Origin of the sequence: Streptomyces sp. NPDC002773, from assembly GCF_040295605.1 — a bacterium.
GTDB lineage: Bacteria > Actinomycetota > Actinomycetes > Streptomycetales > Streptomycetaceae > Streptomyces.
The window spans coordinates 290,495-309,903 of sequence record NZ_JBEOVO010000003.1; the positions used below are offsets into that span (position 1 = coordinate 290,495).

Here is a 19,409-nt window from a genome sequence, read left to right on the forward strand (position 1 = left end):
CCGTTCCGGCGTCCCTGCCCGAGACGACCCGAGCGGAGGCCGCGTGACCCACGACGGAACCGAGCAGAACGCCCGGCAGCCCCACGCCGTCGTCGTCGGCGGCGGGCTCGCCGGGATCACCGCCGCGCTCCGGCTCGCCGAGGCGGGCACCGGCGTCACCCTCCTCGAAGGCCGCCCCCGGCTCGGCGGCCTCGCCTTCTCCTTCCGCCGCGGCGACCTCACCGTCGACAACGGCCAGCACGTCTACCTGCGGTGCTGCACCGCGTACCGCTGGTTCCTCGACCGGATCGACGGCGCCCGGCTCGCGCCGCTCCAGGACCGCCTCGACGTCCCCGTCCTCGACGTCGGCCACCCCCGCGGACCGAGGCTCGGCCGGATCAGCCGCGACAACCTCCCCGTACCGCTGCACCTCGCGCGGACCCTCGCCATGTACCCGCACCTCTCCCTCGCCGAACGTGCCTCCGTCGGCCGGGCCGCGCTCGCCCTGAAGAAGCTCGACCCCGCCGACCCCGCGCTCGACGGCATCGACTTCGGCACCTGGCTCGGCCGGCACGGACAGTCCCCCCGGGCCGTCGAGGCCCTCTGGGACCTGATCGGCATCCCCACCCTCAACGCCCCCGCCCCCGAGGCCTCCATGGGACTGGCCGCGATGGTCTTCAAGACCGCGCTCCTCACCGAGCCCGGCGCCGCCGACATCGGCTGGGCCCACGTCCCCCTCGGCGAACTCCACGACACCCGCGCCGCGAAGGAGCTCGACGCCCTCGGCGTCCGCACCCTGCTCCGCACCAAGGCCGAGCGGATCTCCCGTACGGACGACGGCCGCTGGGCCGTCGACGTACCCGGCGAGACGCTCACGGCGGACGCCGTCGTCCTCGCCGTACCCCAGCAGGAAACCCACGGCCTGCTGCCCGACGGCGCCCTCGACGACCCCGACCGGCTCCTCGACATCACCGTCGCGCCCATCCTCAACCTGCACGTCGTCTACGACCGCAAGGTCCTCAAGCAGCCCTTCTTCACCACGCTCGGCTCCCCGGTGCAGTGGGTCTTCGACCGCACCGACTCCTCGGGGCTCACCGGCGGGGGCCAGTACCTCGCCGTCTCCCAGTCCGCCGCCCAGGACGAGATCGACGAACCCGTCGCCGCCCTGCGCGCGAAGTACCTCCCCGAGCTCGAGCGGCTGCTGCCCGCCGCCCGCGGCGCCGGGATCCGCGACTTCTTCGTCACCAGGGAGCGGACGGCCACGTTCGCCCCCACCCCGGGCGTCGGCCGGCTCCGCCCCGGCGCCCGCACCCGGGCCCCGGGCCTCTACCTGGCCGGAGCCTGGACCGCCACCGGCTGGCCCGCGACCATGGAGGGTGCCGTCCGCAGCGGATTCAGCGCGGCGGGCGCCGCGCTCTCCGCCCTCGGCCGCCGCCATGACCATCCGCTGCAGGAGGCGGCATGAGTGTGAGTACCGGAACAAGAGGAGAGACCGTGCCGACTGTGCCGCCGGGTAATCCGGCCGTCGACACCGCGGACGTGTCCGCACTGCTGGAGCGGGGGCGGACCCTGTCCACCCCCGTACTGCGGGCGGCCGTCGACCGCCTCGCGCCGCCCATGGACACCGTGGCCGCTTACCACTTCGGCTGGATCGACGCGCAGGGCAACCCCGCCGACGGCGACGGCGGCAAGGCCGTACGCCCCGCGCTCGCCCTGCTGTCGGCCGAGGCCGCGGGCGCCGCGCCCGAGGTCGGGATCCCCGGCGCCGTCGCCGTGGAACTCGTCCACAACTTCTCGCTGCTCCACGACGACCTGATGGACGGCGACGAGCAGCGCCGCCACCGCGACACCGTGTGGAAGGTGCACGGCCCCGCGCAGGCCATCCTCGTCGGCGACGCCCTGTTCGCCCTCGCCAACGAGCTGCTCCTCGAACTGGGCACCGTCGAGGCAGGCCGGGCCACCCGCCGGCTCACCACGGCCTCCCGCAAGCTCATCGACGGGCAGGCCCAGGACATCTCGTACGAGCACCGCGAGCGGGTCACCGTCGAGGAGTGCCTGGAGATGGAGGGCAACAAGACGGGCGCCCTGCTCGCCTGCGCCGTCTCCATCGGCGCCGTGCTCGGCGGCGCCGACGACCGCACCGCCGACAAGCTGGAGGAGTACGGCTACCACCTCGGCCTCGCCTTCCAGGCCGTCGACGACCTCCTCGGCATCTGGGGCGACCCGGAGGCCACCGGCAAGCAGACCTGGAGCGACCTGCGCCAGCGCAAGAAGTCCCTGCCGGTCGTCGCCGCCCTCGCCGCCGGCGGCGAGGCCTCCGAGCGGCTCGGCGAACTGCTCGCCGCCGACGCCAAGTCCAACGACTTCGACACCTTCTCCGAGGAGGAGTTCGCCTACCGGGCGGCCCTCATCGAGGAGGCCGGCGGACGCGAGTGGACCTCCCAGGAGGCCCGCAGGCAGCACGCCGTCGCGATCGAGGCCCTGGACGAGGTGGACATGCCCGCCCGCGTCCGGGCGCAGCTCACCGCGCTCGCCGACTTCGTGGTCGTACGGAAGAGATGATCACCATCACCCTGATATGAGTGCGCGGTCGCCGGCCGGTGCCTTTCGGCGCCGGCCGACGGCAGACCCGTAGAAGCAGATGAACCTACTGCCAAAGGGGAAGCCATGACAGCGACGACCGACGGGAACGCCGGGGCCGTGGGCCCCCGGGCGGCCGCGGCCAGCACCACGCACCACACCGACGCCTCAGCTCCTGACCTCGACGAAGCCGCCGCACGGGCCGCGGAACGGGCCGTCGAGCACCTGCTCGCCCGGCAGGACCCCGAGGGCTGGTGGAAGGGCGACCTGGAGACCAACGTCACCATGGACGCCGAGGACCTCCTCCTCCGCCAGTTCCTGGGCGTCCTCGACGCCGACACCGCCCGCGCCGCGGCCCTCCACATTCGCCGCGAGCAGCGCGAGGACGGCGCCTGGGCCACCTTCTACGGCGGACCCGGCGAGGTCTCCGCCACCGTCGAGGCCTATGTGGCCCTCCGGCTCGCCGGAGACCCGCCCGAGGCCCCGCACATGGCACGCGCCGCCGCCTGGGTCCGGGCCAGGGGCGGGATCGCCGCCGCCCGGGTCTTCACCCGGATCTGGCTCGCCCTCTTCGGCTGGTGGCGCTGGGAGGACCTGCCCGAGCTGCCCCCGGAACTGCTCTTCCTGCCGAAGTGGTTCCCGCTCAACATCTACGACTTCGGCTGCTGGGCCCGGCAGACGATCGTGCCGCTCACCGTCGTCTCCGCGAAGCGCCCGGTCCGCCCCGCGCCCTTCCCCCTCGACGAGCTGCACACCGACCCGGCCCGGCCGAACCCGCCCCGGCCCCTCGCCCCGGCGACCGGCTGGGACGGGATCTTCCAGCGGCTCGACAAGGCGCTGCACGTCTACCACCGGGTCGCGCCGCGCGCCCTGCGCAGGACCGCCATGAACCTCGCCGCGCGCTGGATCGTCGAGCGGCAGGAGAACGACGGCTGCTGGGGCGGCATCCAGCCCCCCGCCGTCTACTCGGTGATCGCCCTCCACCTCCTCGGCTACGACCTCCAGCACCCCGTCATGCGGGCCGGCCTCGAGTCGCTCGACCGGTTCGCGGTGTGGCGCGAGGACGGCTCCCGGATGGTCGAGGCCTGCCAGTCGCCCGTCTGGGACACCTGCCTCGCCACGATCGCCCTCGCGGACGCGGGGCTCCCGCCGGACCACCCCGCCCTCGTGAAGGCCGTCGACTGGATGCTCGACGAGGAGATCACCCGGACCGGGGACTGGGCCGTACGGCGTCCCCAACTTCCCCCGGGCGGCTGGGCGTTCGAGTTCCACAACGACAACTACCCCGACATCGACGACACCGCCGAGGTGGTGCTCGCCCTGCGCCGGGTCAGACACCCCGAGCCCGCCCGGGTGGAGGCGGCCGTCGCCCGGGGCACGCGCTGGACGCTCGGCATGCAGTCGCGCGGCGGCGCCTGGGGCGCGTTCGACGCCGACAACACCAGCGCCTTCCCCAACAAACTGCCCTTCTGCGACTTCGGCGAGGTGATCGACCCGCCCTCCGCCGACGTCACCGCCCACGTGGTGGAGATGCTGGCGTACGAGGGACTCGCCCAGGACCCCCGGACCCGCGACGGCATCGAGTGGCTGCTCGCCGCACAGGAGCCGAACGGCGCCTGGTTCGGCCGCTGGGGCGTCAACCACGTGTACGGCACCGGTTCGGTGCTCCCCGCGCTCACCGCGGCCGGGCTGCCCGTCTCCCACCCCGCGATCCGCCGGGCCGTCGACTGGCTCGGCTCCACCCAGAACGAGGACGGCGGCTGGGGCGAGGACCTCCGCTCCTACTCGGACCCGCAGTGGATCGGGCGCGGCGCCTCCACCGCCTCCCAGACCGCCTGGGCGCTGATCGCCCTGCTCGCCGCGGGCGAACGTGACTCCGCGCCGGTACGGCGGGGAGTCGCCTGGCTCGCGGAGACCCAGCGCGAGGACGGCTCCTGGGACGAGCCGTACTTCACCGGCACCGGGTTCCCCTGGGACTTCTCCATCAACTACCACCTCTACCGGCAGGTGTTCCCCCTCACGGCGCTCGGACGCTACGTGTACGGGGAGCCGGCACCCGGCAAGGGACGCTGATGGGGCGCGAGCCGGGCCCCGGCGCCCCACCACCGCTGCTCATCGCCTGCGCGCTGGGCATCGAGCAGCTCGCCCTGCGCAGCGGGGACCGCGGCGGCGCCCCGGGACCCGTCACCGTGCTCCGTACGGGCATGGGTCCCGACCGGGCCCGCCGGGCGGTCTCCGGGGCACTCGGCGAGGAGCGGTGGCGGGACGCCGCCGTCATCGCCTCCGGTTTCTGCGCGGGGCTCGCCCCCGGCATGCACCCGGGGGACCTGATCGTCGCCGACGAGACCCGCGGCCCCGACGGCACGACCGTCTGCACCGGGACCGAGCTCCTGGTGAAGGCCCTGGTCAGGGCGGTTCCGGGGCGGGCCGTGCACACCGGGCCGCTGACCGGCTCCGACCACGTGGTGCGCGGCCCCGAGCGCGCCGCGCTGCGGGCCACCGGCGCGATCGCCGTCGACATGGAGTCCGCCGCGACGCTCCGGACGGCCCGGGGAGCCTTCGCGGGCGTCGGCGAGGGGCCGGACGCCCGCCCGGTTGCGGCCGTCCGGGTGGTCGTGGACGCTCCAGAACATGAACTGGTCCGGATCGGCACGGTACGCGGGGGAATATCGGCCTTCCGTGTTCTTCGTGCCGTCCTTCCCGCTTTCTTCGAATGGCACCGTTCTTTGCTGCTCCCCAGGAGGTGAACGAGTTATGGCCATGCCGCTCCGTCAGTCCATCCGGGTCGGGACCTACCTCTTCGAACAGAAGCTCCGCAAGCGCGAGAAGTTCCCGCTGATCGTCGAGCTCGAGCCGCTCTTCGCGTGCAACCTCAAGTGCGAGGGCTGCGGGAAGATCCAGCACCCCGCGGGCGTCCTCAAGCAGCGCATGCCGGTCGCCCAGGCGGTCGGCGCGGTCCTGGAGTCCGGCGCCCCCATGGTGTCCATCGCGGGCGGCGAGCCCCTGATGCACCCTCAGATCCACGAGATCGTCCGCCAGTTGGTGGCGAAGAGGAAGTACGTCTTCCTGTGCACCAACGCCATGCTGCTGCGCAAGAAGCTGGAGGACTTCACGCCCTCCCCGTACTTCGCCTTCGCCGTGCACATCGACGGCCTGCGCGAGCGGCACGACGAATCCGTCGCCAAGGAAGGCGTGTTCGACGAGGCGGTGGCGGCCATCAAGGAGGCGAAGCGACGCGGATTCCGCGTCACCACCAATTCGACCTTCTTCAACACCGACACCCCGCAGACCATCATCGAGGTCCTCAATTACCTCAACGACGACCTCCAGGTCGACGAGATGATGATCTCGCCCGCCTACGCGTACGAGAAGGCCCCCGACCAGGAGCACTTCCTCGGCGTCGAGCAGACCCGCGAACTCTTCAAGAAGGCCTTCGCCGGCGGAAACCGGCGCCGCTGGCGGCTCAACCACTCGCCGCTCTTCCTGGATTTCCTGGAAGGGAAAGCGGACTTCCCCTGCACCGCCTGGGCCATTCCGAACTACTCCCTCTTCGGCTGGCAGCGACCCTGCTACCTGATGAGCGACGGCTACGTCCCCACGTACCGCGAACTCATCGAGGACACCGACTGGGACAAGTACGGCCGCGGCAAGGACCCGCGCTGCGCCAACTGCATGGCGCACTGCGGCTACGAGCCCACCGCCGTCCTCGCCACCATGGGCTCCCTCAAGGAGTCCCTGCGCGCGATCAGGGAGACCGTGTCCGGGGACAAGGGGTGAGTGCCCCGTGAAGGGCGAGGACGAGCGTGTGGTGAAGGGTGAGGACGAGCGTCTGGCGAAGGGCGCGTTCGACCTGCGGGCGCTCCTCTCCGAACGCGGCGGCGAGCGGTACGAGCTGCACGCCAAGCACCTCAACCACCAGCTGCCGCGGATGCTCCACACCATCGGCTTCGACAAGGTGTACGAGCGGGCCGAGGGCGCCCACTTCTGGGACGCCGACGGCGTCGACCACCTCGACATGCTCGCCGGCTTCGGCGTGATGGGCCTCGGACGGCACCACCCCGTCGTCCGCAAGGCCCTCCACGACGTCCTGGACGCCCAGCTCGCCGACCTCACCCGCTTCGACTGCCCGCCGCTGCCCGGACTCCTCGCCGAACGGCTGCTCGGCCACAGCCCGCACCTCGACCGGGTCTTCTTCGGCAACAGCGGCACGGAGGCCGTGGAGACCGCCCTCAAGTTCGCCCGGTACGCCACCGGGCGGCCCAGGGTCCTCTACTGCTCCCACGCCTTCCACGGCCTGACCACCGGCTCCCTCTCCGTCAACGGGGAGAAGGGCTTCCGGGACGGCTTCGCCCCGCTCCTGCCCGACACGGCGATCGAGCTCGGCGACCTCGAAGCCCTGGAGCGGGAGCTGCGCCGGGGCGACGTGGCCGCCTTCGTCGTGGAGCCGATCCAAGGCAAGGGCGTCCACGAGGCGCCGCCCGGGTTCCTGCGCGCCGCCCAGGAGCTGCTGCACAGGCACGGGGCGCTGCTGATCGCCGACGAGGTGCAGACCGGCCTCGGCAGGACCGGCGACTTCTACGCGTACCAGCACGAGGAGGGGGTCGAACCGGACCTGGTCTGCGTGGCCAAGGCGCTCTCCGGCGGCTACGTGCCGGTCGGCGCCACCCTCGGCAAGGACTGGATCTTCAAGAAGGTCTACTCGTCGATGGACCGGGTCCTGGTCCACTCGGCGAGCTTCGGGTCGAACGCGCAGGCCATGGCGGCCGGGCTCGCCGTCCTCTCGGTCATGGAGAGCGAGGACACGATCGCCCACGTCCGGCGGATCGGCGGCCTGCTCCGCTCCCGCCTGGAGGAGCTCGTGCCCCGGTACGAACTGCTCCACGAGATCCGCGGGCGCGGGCTGATGATCGGCATCGAGTTCGGCCGGCCGTCCTCGCTGGGGCTCCGCGGGCGCTGGACGATGCTCCAGGCGGCCCGCAAGGGGCTCTTCGCGCAGATGGTCGTCGTCCCGCTGCTCCAGCGGCACCGGATCCTCACCCAGGTCTCCGGGGACCACCTGGAGGTGATCAAGCTGATCCCGCCGCTGATCATCGACGAGGCGGACGTGGACCGGTTCGTCACCGCCTTCACGGCGGTCATGGACGAGGCCCACGGCGGTGGCGGGCTGATGTGGGACTTCGGGAAGACTCTGGTGAAGCAGGCGGTGGCGCAGCGCTGACACCGCGAGCTCGCGGCTTTTGCCTCTGAGGCAAGAAACTTGCCTCAGAGGCACGAAGCTGGCGGAATGGACGCATGGACCACGTCCCCGGGGAGATCTCCCCGGACCCTGCCGTCTCCGGCGCACCGCCGGACGTCGCGGCCACCGGCGGCCTGCCGGACGTCGCCGCCCCGAGTGCCCTGCCGGACGTCGCCCCGCAGCTGCGGGGCCTGCGCCGCCGCCGGGGCCTCACCCTGGAGGCCGCCGCCCAGCGGGCCGGCCTCTCGCCGGCCCACCTCTCGCGCCTGGAGACAGGGAACCGGCAGCCCTCGCTGCCGATGCTGCTCGCCCTCGCCCGCATCTACGGTACGACGGTCTCCGAGCTCCTCGGTGAGGCACCGGCCGAGCGCGACCCCGTCGTCCGGGCCGGCCGCTCCGAACCCGTCGAGGCCGACGGCTGGGTCTACCGCCAGGCGGGCGGTGCCGGGCGCGCCCTGCAGTGTCTGCGGGTCCACGTGCCGTACGCCACCAGGGCCGACATCGTGCGCGTCCACCCGGGGGAGGAGTGGATCCACGTCCTGGAGGGCCGGGTGCGGCTCGCGCTCGGCGAGGCCGTGCACGTCCTCGACCCCGGGGACAGCGCGCACTTCGACTCGCTCACCCCGCACCGGATCGGCGCCGCCACCCCCGGCGGGGCGGAGCTGCTGTTCGTCCACACCCTGATGCAGAGCCCCGCGGCCGAGCTGTGCCTCGGCGACGGGACCCCGCACCGGCGCTGAGCCCCGTGGCGCATCCTTCCTCGTGGCTCTTCATTCCTTCGAGAGGACCGACATGTCCGACAAGTCCCGACCGGTCACCGGTGAGGAGCGCGGGGAGGGCAAGTTCCCCAAGGGGCTCGTGCTGCGCCTCTTCGCCTACCTGGTCGCCGGCCACCTCTTCGCCGGCTTCCTCTACCTGCTCTTCGCGCTGGGCGGCCAGAACCAGTAGGCGGCGGGCTCACACCTCGGTGAGCAGACGCTCCCGCAGGCGCTCGCGGGTCTCCGGGGCCAGCTTCAGGCCCGTGGTGAGGTAGGCGTCCACCGAGCCCCAGGTCGCCTCGATCGTCTCGAAGGCGCCCCGCAGGTACTCCACCCGCGCGTCGAAGAGCGGGCTCAGCAGCTCCATCACCTCGGGCGACATGGCGTCGGGGGCGGTGGAGCTGCGGCGCACCTTGTAGCGGCGGTGTGGGTCGTTCGACTTCACGTAGTCGGCCTCGATCGCCGCCCGCTCGACCCCGAGGGCGAGCAGGGTGATCGCTATGGAGAGCCCGGCGCGGTCCTTGCCGGCCGCGCAGTGCATCAGGGCGGGGAGGCTGTCCTCCGCCATGGCGTGCAGGATCCGGCTGTGCTCCGCGGTCCGCTCGATCACCATCTTCCGGTACGAGTCGGACATATTGGCGGCCGCCTTGCCGTCGCCGAGGATCTCCCGCAGCTGGGCGATGTCGCCGCCGCGCACCAGCTTCCAGAACTCCTTGCCCTCCGCCGGATCGTTGAGGGGAATGTTCACGTTCCGTACGCCGGGCAGCTCGACGTCGGGACCCTCGACCTTCCGGTCGGCCACGTTCCGGAAGTCGAACACGGTGTGCAGCCCCAGCGAGTCGAGGAAGGCGGCGTCCGCCGCCGTCGCGTGGGCGAGGTGGCCGCTGCGGAAGAGGCGCCCGGTGCGGACGGCCCGGCCGTCCGTCGTCGGCAGGCCGCCCACGTCCCGGAAGTTGCGGACCTCGGCCAGCTCGGGCTCGGTCATTTCGATGGGCGGGACCTGCGGCAGCTGCTGCGTCACGGATGCTCCTGGTGGTCGGCGTTCGGGTGCCCGAAGCGAGATCGGTTCCTGGGGCAATCATCCAGGCGCGAGGGTGTCGGCGCAGCCCCCTGGACGGGAATGGGTGATCTGTCCGAATTGAGGCCTTACATATAACGCGCCCTGTTTACAGGCGAGATGAGCAAGGACGCGTGAGCAGGGTCATAGAAGTGACGGATCGTGGCCGACGGCCGGAACCAATTGCCGTACGGAAAAAGGACGTCGAAGGACCGTCATCCACAGAGGGTGACCGGAATTCCGGCCGGAAGACGGGGCGGGGAAAGCCGGTGGAAATCAGCGGCTTGTCCGTGCCGACCCCCTCGTCTAGCGTCACCGTCAATCCGGTCGGACCGCCGAATCCTGCCACCGTCCGGAATTCCCACTCATCCCATGTGTGGCAGGAGCGGGGGACCCAGGAAAACGCCGGTCCCGCGACGCAGGACGGCTTGGGGTGAAGCCGCGTGAGAACGCGGCCGGGCATCTCCAGTCCGAACCCGACAGCTCACCTCGTAGGCGCCGGAGAGGAATTCGCCATGCCCGCGACGGGTAAGCACCGCCGTACCAAGACCAACCGACTGACCCGCGGAATCGCCGCCGCCGGTACGGGAGGCGCCGTCGTCGCCCTCCCGCTCTTCGGCGCCACCGGGGCCCACGCCGCCGAGCAGACGGCCGCCGCCGGCCAGGCCGTCACCGCCGCTGCCCAGGTGAAGGCCCCCGCCGCCGCCAAGGCCGCGCCCGCCGCCAAGGCCGCGCCGAAGACGTACTCCGTCGTGCGGGGCGACTACCTGTCGAAGATCGCCGCCGACCACCGCGTCGCCGGCGGCTGGCAGAAGCTGTACGCCGACAACCGCCAGGTCGTCGGCGAGGACCCCTCGCTCATCCTGCCCGGCATGAAGCTCACGCTCGGCGCCAAGAGCACCGCCAAGGCCGCCGCCCCGAAGAGCGCCGAGCCCCGGGCGGCCGCCCCCGAGAGCGCCCCGAAGCCGTCCGCCGAGACCTCCTCGAAGAACGGCGACACCCCGCGCGCCTCCCGCGGCAGCGAGCGCGTCGCCGCCCCGGCCACCGCCGCCCCGTCCTCGGACGCCGGCACGTCGTCGGACTCCGGCTCGTCCTCCTCTTCGCAGGAGTCCACGGGCGCCTCGACCTCCGCGGCCGGCTGGGTCGCCCCGGTCGACGGCGGCGTCTCCACCCCGTACCGCGCCTCCGGCTCCATGTGGTCCTCCGGCTACCACACCGGTGCCGACTTCATCGCCTCCTCCGGCACCACCGTCCGCGCCGTCGGCGCCGGCACGGTCGTCTCGGCCGGCTGGAGCGGCTCGTACGGCAACGAGGTCGTCATCCAGCACGCCGACGGCAACTACTCCCAGTACGCCCACCTCTCCTCCCTCTCCGTCTCGTCCGGCCAGACCGTCACCGGCGGCCAGCAGATCGGCCTCTCCGGCTCCACCGGCAACTCCACCGGCCCGCACCTGCACTTCGAGATCCGCACCTCCCCGAGCTACGGCTCCGACATCGACCCGCTGGGCTACCTCCGCCAGCACGGCGTCTCCCTCTGACGCACCGACACCCCGCGTGGCCCGGCACTCCTGTGCCGGGCCACCGGCGTTTCCCCATCTATTCCGGCTTGGCAATTTCTTTATCGGTGGCATATGTCACCCGGCGTCAACCCCTCCTTACGGTCGCGTAGGTCACATCCAAAAGGGAAGGATGTGCTCCCGTGGCAGACGATTCGAGATCAAGAGACAAGAACGCATTCGGGTCGTACGCGGCGATCGGTGACAGCTTCACCGAGGGCGTCGGGGACCCCGGTCCCGACGGGGCGTACGTCGGCTGGGCGGACCGCTTCGCGGTCCTGCTCGCCGACCAGCTGCCGGAGCACGACGCCTTCCGCTACGCCAACCTGGCCGTACGCGGGCGCCTCCTCGACCAGATCGTGGCGGAACAGGTCCCCCGGGCGAAGGAACTCGCCCCCGACCTGGTGACCTTCTGCGCCGGCGGCAACGACATCATCCGCCCCGGCTCGGACCCCGACGACGTGGCCGAGCGCTTCGAGCGCGCCGTCGCCGAACTGACCTCCGCCGTCGGCACCGTCATGGTGACCACCGGCTTCGACACCCGTGACGTGCCCGTGCTCAGGCACCTGCGCGGCAAGATCGCCACCTACACCGCCCACGTCCGGGCCATCGCGGACCGCTACGACTGCCCGGTCCTGGACCTGTGGTCCCTCAGGTCCGTGCAGGACCGTCGTGCCTGGGACCTCGACCGGCTGCACCTCTCCGCCGAGGGGCACACCCGGGTCGCCCTCCGCGCCGCCCAGGTCCTCGGCCTGCCGGTGCCCGCCGACCCGGACCAGGCCTGGCCGCCGGTGCCCCCGCGCGGCTCGCTGGAGCTGCGCAGGGACGACATCAACTGGGCGAAGGAGTACCTCGTGCCGTGGATCGGGCGCCGGCTGCGCGGCGAGAGCTCCGGCGACCACGTCGAGGCCAAGCGCCCCGACCTCATGCCCCTCTGAGGGACGACGGACCGCCGGCCGGGATCCGCTCCAGGACCCCGCCGGCGAACACGTCGTACAGCGGCAGCGTCTCCAGGTGGACATAGCCGATGTGGCAGTCGCAGACGGCGAGGGGGCAGGCCCGGGGACGCAAGGAGGCACGGTACGAACCGTCGTACAGGTTCCCCAGCTCGGCCTTGACGAAGTGGCAGCGCCGCACCGTCCCCTCACCGTCCACCGAGATCACCGACTCCCCGGTCCGGCAGGGCAGCCCCGCCGAGCGGTGCGGATGGCGGCTGTACGGGAACAGCGGGTCGATCGCCGTCCACTCCCCGGCCTCCGCGTCGGTGTACGTGTGCCCCTCCGCCGCGTTCACCCAGAGGTAGACGTGCGGCGGCAGCGCGGCGCGGAGCCGCCGGGCGTGCTCCGCGTGCTCGGGCAGACCGACCACGCCGACACTGAATCGGACGCCCCGCTCCGCCAGTTCCCCGCACTTGGCGAGGAAACGCTCGGGAGCCGTCTGCCCGGGGTGGTACGTGCACCAGAGCGCCACGCGCTCCGGGTCCGCCTCCGCCAGCCAGTCGGTCCGGCAGCTCAGATTCGTCTGGATCGCCACCCGCTCGACCTGCGGCAGCCGCGACAGCTCGACGAGCGCCCGCCGGTACCAGGAGCGCACCAGGCCCTCGCCCCACGGGGTGAAGAGGATCCGCAGCCGGTCGCCGGTCTGCCCGGCGGCCCAGCCGGTGAACCGTTCGAGCGCGGCCCGGTCCGCGCGCAACTGCTCACGGCTGTCCCGCCGCTTGGCGAACGGGCAGTACGGGCAGTCGAAGTCGCAGGAGGAGAGCGGCCCCCGGTAGAGCAGCGTCAGATCCATGCCGGCCCTTACTTCGGCTCGTACGCGGCCATCGCGGCCCGCACCGAGGGGGAGAACAGCTCGGGACCGAGCCCGTCCGAGTACGCGAGTCCCTCCGGCGACAGCCTCAGGATCCCTTCCGGGGCCTCCGCGTCCAGCCAGCCGAGCGCCTCGAACCGGCCCAGTTCCTCGGGGAAGTCCGCGAACGGCGAGGACCCGAACCGCTCCTCGTACCCCGCGACCGGCATGCCCCCGGCCTGGAGCAGCGACTGGAGCAGATGACGGCGGCGGGCCTCCCCGGCGTCGACCCAGCGGCCCACCTCGACGCGGGAGAAGTCCTCGGTCTCCGTGTAGGAGTCGATGATCGAGCGGATCTCCCGCATGTCCACCGCGTAGTCGAAGGAGTAGTGGAGCGCCGACGTGTACGACCGGGCCCCGCAGCCCAGGCCGATCATGCCGTCCGTCTGGCAGGCGTAGTCGTCCGGGCCGAGCGGTGCCGCGTCGGTCCGCCGGAACATCCGCATGGACACCTGCTCGTAGCCGTGCGCGAGGAGATGGTCCCGGCCGTGCCGGTACAGACGCAGCCGCTGCTCGTCCCACGCCCGGTCGGCCCGCAGCCGGTCGGCGGGGGAGATCCGGCCGAGGCCGGTGAGGGGACGCACGTACAGCGGATACAGGTAGAGCTCCTCGGGGCGCCAGGTGAGGGCCGCGTCGAGCGAGGAGCGCCAGGACTCCTCGGTCTGGCCGTCGATCCCGTAGATCAGGTCGATGTTGAGCACGGGGACACCCGTGTCCCGGATACGGCCGAGCGCCGCCTCGACGTCCGCGCGCCGCTGCGGCCGGACGGCTGCCCGTGCCTCGGCCTCGACGAAGCTCTGCACGCCGATGCTGAGCCGGGTCGCGCCCCGGTCGGCGAGGACCGCGAGCCGGTCCGCGGTCGCCGTCGCGGGCGAGGTCTCCACGGAGAGCGGCACCGCCCGCAGATCCACGCCCATCCGCTTCTCGGCGATGTCGCAGAGCCGCTCCAGCTCGCCGGCGGTGAGGAAGGTGGGCGTCCCCCCGCCGAACGCGGCCGTCGCGAACCGCACCGGCGCCGCGTCCCCGAGGGCCTCGCGCACGGCCGTGGCCTGGCGGTCGAGGGCGTCGAGGTACCGGCCGGTCAGCTCGTCGGGGGCGCCGATCCGGGTGAAGAGGTTGCAGAAGCCGCAGCGGACCTCGCAGAACGGTATGTGCGCGTAGAGGGAGAGTGCGTCCTTCGGCTCGTCCCGCCAGAGCGCGGACAGGGCCGGCGCGGGGTCGGGGAGCGGCCGGTACGCCGTCTTGTGCGGGTAGGCGTAGACGTAGCTGCGGTACGGGCGGATGGCGTCGCTCATGCCAGAGCCCCCCGCTCCGGGCCGGCGAGGACGAACTGCGCGTACGGGACGGTCCACACGACCTCGTGACCGAGCCGGTGCCCGGTGTGGCCGTCCTCCCCGTACGCCGTGCCGTGGTCGGAGCAGACGATCGCGAAGCAGGGGCGCCGGCTGCTCATCGCGGCGAAGAGCCGCCCGATGTGCCGGTCGACGTACTCCAGGGCCGCCGCGTGGGTGGCCCGGGAGTCACCCGCCGCACGGGTCGCCCCCGGCAGATGGAACCAGTTGGGCTGGTGCAGTGCGGACACGTTGACGAAGAGGAAGAGCCGGCGCCCGTGGGGGAGACCGGCGACGACCTCTTCGGCGCGCGTGACCTGGGACTCGAAGGAGGTCGGGGAGGCGACGCCGAAGGCGGGCTCCCAGTGGCTCTCCTGGAACAGGCCGGGGAGCACGGCGCCGAGGGGCGGCTGCTTGTTGAAGAAGCCGACACCGCCGACGCAGACCGTCCGGTACCCCTCGCCGGCGAGCGCGGACACCAGGTCCGGGGTGTCGTGGACGTAGGTGCCGCCGGCGGTCGACTCGCTGCCCGCGAACCGCGCGGCGAACAGGCGCGGGTGGGGCCCCGGGGCGGCCGGGGTCGGCAGGAAGCCCGCGAAGATCGCCTGGTGGGAGGCGTAGGTGAAGCTCCCGGGGGCGTGCCTTTGCTCCCAGACGCCGCCGGGCAGATGACGGGCCAGGTTCGGGAGCCGGCCCGCGGCCGCGAGCTCCGCCGCCACGTCGTACCGCAGGGTGTCGAGGGTGACCAGGAGCAGGTCGTGGCTGCCGACGATCGCGTTCATGTCGGGCTGCTGGTTCACGCGGTGCTCGTTCCTGTGGCGCGGGGGGTGGGGCGGTGGTGCGGGGTCTTCAGGGGCCGAGGGGGGTGCGGGAACTGCGCGGCGACCTGCGCCGCGTACGTGTCGAGTCCCTCGGCGCCGCTGCCGGGCAGGCCCGTGAGGCCCGGCAGCAGATCGCCGAAGGCGTTGACCTCGGCGACGGCGAAGCGGCGCCAGCCCGTCGCCGGCAGCAGATCGACGCCCACGCACCGGGTGCCGGGAAACACGGCGGCGGCCCGCTCGCACACGTCGAGCGCGTCCGACCACCGCCCGCCGGCCGCGGCGATCGCGGCGCGGGCCGCGTCCAGGTCGCCCCGGGCGCCGCCCAGATGCAGATTGGTCATGGGGGAGCGGCTGGTGCGGAGCACGGCGTGGGTGGCCCGCCCGTCGATCACCACCACCCGCAGATCCGCCGCCCGGCCGTCCTGGGAGGCCTTGGGCAGCCAGCGCTCGACGTGCAGACCGTCGGGGGCGAGGGCGTCCACGAGGGCGGCGACCTCGCGCTCGCTCGTGTAGCGCCGTACCCGCAGGGAGTTGTGGAGCCGTCCGCCGGGCCCGCGCTCCACCGAGGTGGTGGCCTGGACCCGGCCCGCGCCGTTCGTCTCCACGGCGAGGACTCCGGAGGCGGAGGAACCGTGCGCGGGCTTCACGAAGAACCGGCGCAGCCCGGCCTCGGTGGTCAGCGACCCGAGGTGCTCCCAGCCGCGGACCACCGGGGCGGACGGCCCGGAGGTCGGGGAGTCGGGCACCGGCACCCCGGCCGCGCGCAGCAGGCCGTGGCTCAGCCGCTTGTCGAACAGGCCCGCGAGTTCGGCCGGGTCGTCGACGAGGACGGCGCCCGCCTCGGTGACGGACCTGGCCAGACCCGCCACGGCCTCGACGAACCGCTGGTACCAGCGGTCGGAGCCCTCGACCCGGGACGGATCGTCCACGCCCCGCAGCAGCCGGTCGGCCTCGGCGTCCTCGCCGGGCGAGTCCAGGCGTACGGTCTCGCCCACCGCGAACCGCGCGCGACCGCGCAGCACCTCGGGCCAGGACACCACCCGCGCCTCGGGCAGCCCGGCGGTCCGCAGCGCGTCCTGGAAGAACGCCACGCGGCGGCCCGCCGGATCGCCGACGACCACGAGACGCGGGGCCGCGGTCATTCGGCGACCGCGACGTACCGGTAGACCTTGCCGTTGTACTCATCGGGTTCCTGCGGGTCGTCGAGGACGACGGTCACACCGTGCGGGACGAGCGCGGCGAGCACCCGCTCCCGCATGGTGTCCGACAGGAAGTGGTGGGAGAGGTCGAGGTGGGAGAGGTGGGTCAGCGGCCGGCCGTCGAGCAGGGCCGCCGCGCCCTCGTCGGTGAGTACGCCCATGGAGAGGTCGAGGCGCTCGATCCGGGCGACGACGGGGGCGCTCGCCACGGCGGCGGCGATCTCGTCCTGGACCACGCTGTTGCACAGGCCGAGACTGCGCAGAGCGGGGAACGCCGCTCCCGAGAGCAGCGGCGCCAGGTCCGCCGGGGTGCTGTCGCCGCCGTACGTGTCGGTACCGAGCCAGAGTTCCAGGTTCTCCAGGGCGGGCAGGTCGCTGCCGGCGATCCCGCGCACGACCTCGGCGCCCAGGCCACCCGACTCCACGACGAGGGTCTCGAGCGCCGTGTGCCGGACGGAGGGGAAGACCAGTCCCATGCCACCGCGCACCGCGAACTCCCGCAGCGCCGGGTAGGCGGCGAGCAGCGGTGTCACATCGGATTGGATGATCCACGAAATTTCGCAGTCCTCGGACGTCATGTCCCCGAGGAAGACCGCCTCCAGAGCGGTGAGCCGGTCGTTGGCGCCGATGAGCGCCGCCACGATGCCGGCCGACGAGGTCTCGTACGCCTCGTCCCAGCCGCCGACGACCAGCGCCCGCACCCGCCCCGTGTCGACCGTCTTCAGGAACCGCTCGAACAGCGGCCCCCACTGCTCGTCCTCGGGCTCGCAGTAGGTCGGCGAGGAGATCCGCCAGGCGACGGCCGCCGCGTCGGGCAGCTCGACCCGCGCGTCCTCGGCCGGGAAGTCGAACACGGGCAGGTCGTGGAATTCCCGCATGTGGTGGCCAACGGTCATGACTGCGCTCCCGGACGGCGAACTGGCGTGGATCGGCTGATGCCGAGAGTTCTACCAAGCGGCACTGACAACGCCGCCCGCCGGGTCGGTCCCTGACGGTGTGATCAGGCCGGTCAGCGCTCTCCCGACCGGTCGCCGCCGCCCGGTTCGCCGCCTTGGCCCGTGTCTCCGTCCTGTTCGCCGACCGCGCCCGTGTCCCCGTCGGTGTCCCCGCCCGCGTCCCCGTCCTCCTCCGGCAGGTTCAGTTCCCGGGCCAGGGCGGCGTCCGCCCAGCGCAGCATCGCGGGGCGGGAGAGGGAGCCGGCGTAGGCCGTCGTCTGGACGGCGAGGCCGTCGAGGAAGGCGGTGAGGCGCCAGGCCGCCGCGGCCGGGTCCGGGCAGCGGAACTCCCCGGCGGCGGACCCCTCCGCGATCACCCGGGTCAGCGCGGCCTTCCACTCCTGGTCGAGGGAGGCGGCGACCCGGCGCAGCTCCGGGTCGCGCAGGGAGGCCGCCCAGCCCTCGATCCACAGCCGCCAGCCTTTGGCCTGACCGGTCGGCGCGTACCAGCGCACCGCCGCCCGCAGTCGCCGCACCGCCGTGGAGCGGCGCCCGAGGAGCCTGCGCAGGTGGGCGAGGTCGGCCTCGGCGGCGTGCGCGAAGGCCGCGGCGACCAGTTGTTCCTTGGACGAGAAGTGGTAGAGCACCAGGGCGTTGCTCACTCCGAGCGCGGAGGCCACGTCGGAGATCCGGACGGCCGCGACACCGCGCGCCTCGATCTGCTCGACGGCGGCCCGCAGCAGCTCCTCCCGCCGCTCGGCCACGCTCAACCGCACTCTTGCCACGCCGTGCAGCCTACACAGCAGCACATGACGTGGGCATGATCGTCCATGGTCGTGCTCCGTGGGGGAGTCAGTACCAGCCGTAGCGTTCGGCGATCAGCGGCAGCCGTTCCTCCGCCAGTGCGTGCGCCGCGGCGCGCGGGCTCGTGCCGTCCGCCTCCGCCCGGTCGAGCATCCCGCCGACGAGTACCCGCATGGCCCGCCGTACCCGGTCGAAGGCCTGGCCGGCGTCGGCCTCGATGTCGCCGAACAGCGTCCACCACCACCAGGCGTTGGTGCAGGAGTTCACGACCACGTCGGGCAGCACGGTCACCCCGCGTGCGGAGAGCGCCTCCTCGGCCTCCGGCAGGACCGGCATGTTGGCGGCCTCCGCGATCCAGCGGGCCGTGATCCGTCCCTGGTTCCCGGCGTCGACGGCGTACGAGACGGCCGCCGGGACCAGGACCTCCGCCTCGGCCGCGAGCCAGGCGTCCCCGGCCTCCTCCCGGTCGCCGGGCCGGAGCGCGGAGCGGTCGACGGTCCCGTGGGCGTCGCGGGCCGCGAGCAGCGACTCGACGTCGAGGCCGTCGGGGTTCGCGATCGTGCCGCGGACGTCGGCCACGGCCACCACCCGCAGCCCGGCCCGCGCGAGGAACCGGGCGGTGGCCGCGCCCATGGTGCCGAAGCCCTGCATCGACACCCGGGTCCCGGCGTACTCGCGGCCGGCCCGGTCGAGGGCGACGAGCACGGACTCCGCGACCCCGAGGCCGCCGACCAGCTCGTCGAGCCCGACGCCGTCGACCTCGATCGCGAAGGCGTCGGCGAGCCGTTTCCTGGCCGCCGCCTCGTCGTCCAGGAGCGGGTACACGGCCTGCACCGAGGAGACGAGACCGGCCTCGGACACCGCCCGGTCCACCAGGTCCTGGGTGAGCCCCAGATCCTCGCCGGTGGTCCAGAACCGTTCGACGTACGGCCGCATGGCCCGCAGGTAGCGCACCAGGACGCCGTACGCCTCGGGGGAGCGGGGGTCGCAGTCGATGCCGCCCTTGGCGCCGCCCAGCGGCACGTACCGGGCGCTCGGGTCGTAGTGCAGGGCCTCCTTCATGGTCATGCCCCGCGCGAGTCCCGCGACCTCCTCGGCCGTGCACCCCTCCCGCATCCGGAGGCCGCCGCTGGCCACTCCGCGCACCAGCCGGTCGACCACCAGATGGCCCCGGCGGCCGGTCACGTGGTCGGTCCAGCCGACGGAAAGCAGGGGGGCGGAACTCATCGTGCGTCTCCTCGGGAAGGGGGCCGGGACCGGAAGGTCGTACTGAACCACCGTTCAGTATGACGGGCCGCCCCGGCC

Annotated in this window: 18 protein-coding genes and 1 riboswitch; of the genes, 10 read left to right on the forward strand and 8 right to left on the reverse strand. The window is 72.9% G+C overall.

What is annotated here, in order from left to right; genetic code table 11:
• Positions 1 to 43: 43 nt before the first annotated feature.
• The 8 genes from hpnE to ABT034_RS06585 all read left to right on the forward strand — a co-directional run bounded on the left by hpnE (position 44) and on the right by ABT034_RS06585 (position 8,743).
• On the forward strand, positions 44 to 1,444 hold the full coding sequence (gene hpnE / locus ABT034_RS06550; protein WP_351211891.1) for a hydroxysqualene dehydroxylase HpnE: 1,401 nt from the start codon (positions 44 to 46) through the stop codon (positions 1,442 to 1,444).
• Complete coding sequence (locus tag ABT034_RS06555; protein WP_351211893.1) at positions 1,441 to 2,541, forward strand: polyprenyl synthetase family protein; 1,101 nt, start codon at positions 1,441 to 1,443, stop codon at positions 2,539 to 2,541. The genes hpnE and ABT034_RS06555 overlap by 4 nt, the downstream gene beginning before the upstream one ends.
• Before the next feature lie 105 nt (positions 2,542 to 2,646).
• On the forward strand, positions 2,647 to 4,632 hold the full coding sequence (gene shc, locus ABT034_RS06560; protein WP_351211895.1) for a squalene--hopene cyclase: 1,986 nt from the start codon (positions 2,647 to 2,649) through the stop codon (positions 4,630 to 4,632).
• Positions 4,632 to 5,306, forward strand: coding sequence for a phosphorylase family protein (locus ABT034_RS06565; RefSeq protein ID WP_351211897.1), 675 nt, complete (start codon positions 4,632 to 4,634; stop codon positions 5,304 to 5,306). The genes shc and ABT034_RS06565 overlap by 1 nt, the downstream gene beginning before the upstream one ends.
• A 7-nt stretch (positions 5,307 to 5,313) precedes the next feature.
• Positions 5,314 to 6,336: an adenosyl-hopene transferase HpnH gene (gene hpnH, locus ABT034_RS06570; RefSeq protein ID WP_351211899.1), complete on the forward strand. Its 1,023-nt coding sequence runs from the start codon at positions 5,314 to 5,316 to the stop codon at positions 6,334 to 6,336.
• 52 nt (positions 6,337 to 6,388) lie between these two features.
• Entirely contained in the window at positions 6,389 to 7,777 is a 1,389-nt protein-coding gene (locus ABT034_RS06575; protein ID WP_502972818.1) for an aspartate aminotransferase family protein, read from the forward strand.
• Between the two features lie 74 nt (positions 7,778 to 7,851).
• Complete coding sequence (locus tag ABT034_RS06580; protein WP_351211903.1) at positions 7,852 to 8,535, forward strand: helix-turn-helix domain-containing protein; 684 nt, start codon at positions 7,852 to 7,854, stop codon at positions 8,533 to 8,535.
• 52 nt (positions 8,536 to 8,587) lie between these two features.
• Positions 8,588 to 8,743, forward strand: coding sequence for a DUF6126 family protein (locus ABT034_RS06585; RefSeq protein WP_351211905.1), 156 nt, complete (start codon positions 8,588 to 8,590; stop codon positions 8,741 to 8,743).
• A 9-nt stretch (positions 8,744 to 8,752) separates the two neighbouring features.
• On the opposite strand, the gene ABT034_RS06590 is transcribed toward ABT034_RS06585, so the two are convergent.
• Positions 8,753 to 9,574 carry a tyrosine-protein phosphatase gene (locus tag ABT034_RS06590; RefSeq protein WP_502972809.1) on the reverse strand — a complete coding sequence of 274 codons (822 nt, stop codon included), beginning with the start codon at positions 9,572 to 9,574 and terminating at the stop codon, positions 8,753 to 8,755.
• Between the two features lie 388 nt (positions 9,575 to 9,962).
• Positions 9,963 to 10,123, forward strand: a riboswitch (cyclic di-AMP (ydaO/yuaA leader).
• Positions 10,124 to 10,125: 2 nt separating this feature from the next.
• Between ABT034_RS06590 and ABT034_RS06595 the strand changes: the two genes are divergently transcribed.
• Together ABT034_RS06595 and ABT034_RS06600 are read left to right on the forward strand one after the other, a co-directional pair.
• Entirely contained in the window at positions 10,126 to 11,148 is a 1,023-nt protein-coding gene (locus ABT034_RS06595) for a LysM peptidoglycan-binding domain-containing M23 family metallopeptidase (protein WP_351211907.1), read from the forward strand.
• Positions 11,149 to 11,309: 161 nt separating this feature from the next.
• Complete coding sequence (locus ABT034_RS06600; RefSeq protein WP_351211909.1) at positions 11,310 to 12,104, forward strand: SGNH/GDSL hydrolase family protein; 795 nt, start codon at positions 11,310 to 11,312, stop codon at positions 12,102 to 12,104.
• Here ABT034_RS06600 and ABT034_RS06605 read toward each other — a convergent pair.
• The 7 genes from ABT034_RS06605 to ABT034_RS06635 form a co-directional block, all read right to left on the reverse strand.
• Entirely contained in the window at positions 12,091 to 12,957 is an 867-nt protein-coding gene (locus ABT034_RS06605) for an STM4011 family radical SAM protein (RefSeq protein ID WP_351211911.1), read from the reverse strand. The two genes, ABT034_RS06600 and ABT034_RS06605, sit on opposite strands and share 14 nt — an antisense overlap.
• A gap of 8 nt (positions 12,958 to 12,965) precedes the next feature.
• Positions 12,966 to 14,309 carry an STM4012 family radical SAM protein gene (locus ABT034_RS06610; protein ID WP_351211913.1) on the reverse strand — a complete coding sequence of 448 codons (1,344 nt, stop codon included), beginning with the start codon at positions 14,307 to 14,309 and terminating at the stop codon, positions 12,966 to 12,968.
• On the reverse strand, positions 14,306 to 15,127 hold the full coding sequence (locus ABT034_RS06615) for an STM4013/SEN3800 family hydrolase (protein ID WP_351212083.1): 822 nt from the start codon (positions 15,125 to 15,127) through the stop codon (positions 14,306 to 14,308). Before ABT034_RS06615 ends, ABT034_RS06610 begins: the two co-directional genes overlap by 4 nt.
• A gap of 14 nt (positions 15,128 to 15,141) precedes the next feature.
• Positions 15,142 to 16,308 carry an STM4014 family protein gene (locus ABT034_RS06620; protein WP_351211915.1) on the reverse strand — a complete coding sequence of 389 codons (1,167 nt, stop codon included), beginning with the start codon at positions 16,306 to 16,308 and terminating at the stop codon, positions 15,142 to 15,144.
• Positions 16,305 to 17,261 (reverse strand): STM4015 family protein, encoded by a 957-nt coding sequence (locus ABT034_RS06625; RefSeq protein ID WP_351211917.1) that lies wholly within the window; start codon positions 17,259 to 17,261, stop codon positions 16,305 to 16,307. The genes ABT034_RS06620 and ABT034_RS06625 overlap by 4 nt, the downstream gene beginning before the upstream one ends.
• Before the next feature lie 113 nt (positions 17,262 to 17,374).
• A complete protein-coding gene (locus ABT034_RS06630) occupies positions 17,375 to 18,085 on the reverse strand; it encodes a TetR/AcrR family transcriptional regulator (RefSeq protein WP_351211919.1) in 711 nt (236 codons plus the stop codon).
• A 67-nt stretch (positions 18,086 to 18,152) separates the two neighbouring features.
• A complete protein-coding gene (locus tag ABT034_RS06635) occupies positions 18,153 to 19,331 on the reverse strand; it encodes a Glu/Leu/Phe/Val dehydrogenase dimerization domain-containing protein (RefSeq protein ID WP_351211921.1) in 1,179 nt (392 codons plus the stop codon).
• Positions 19,332 to 19,409: the final 78 nt, after the last annotated feature.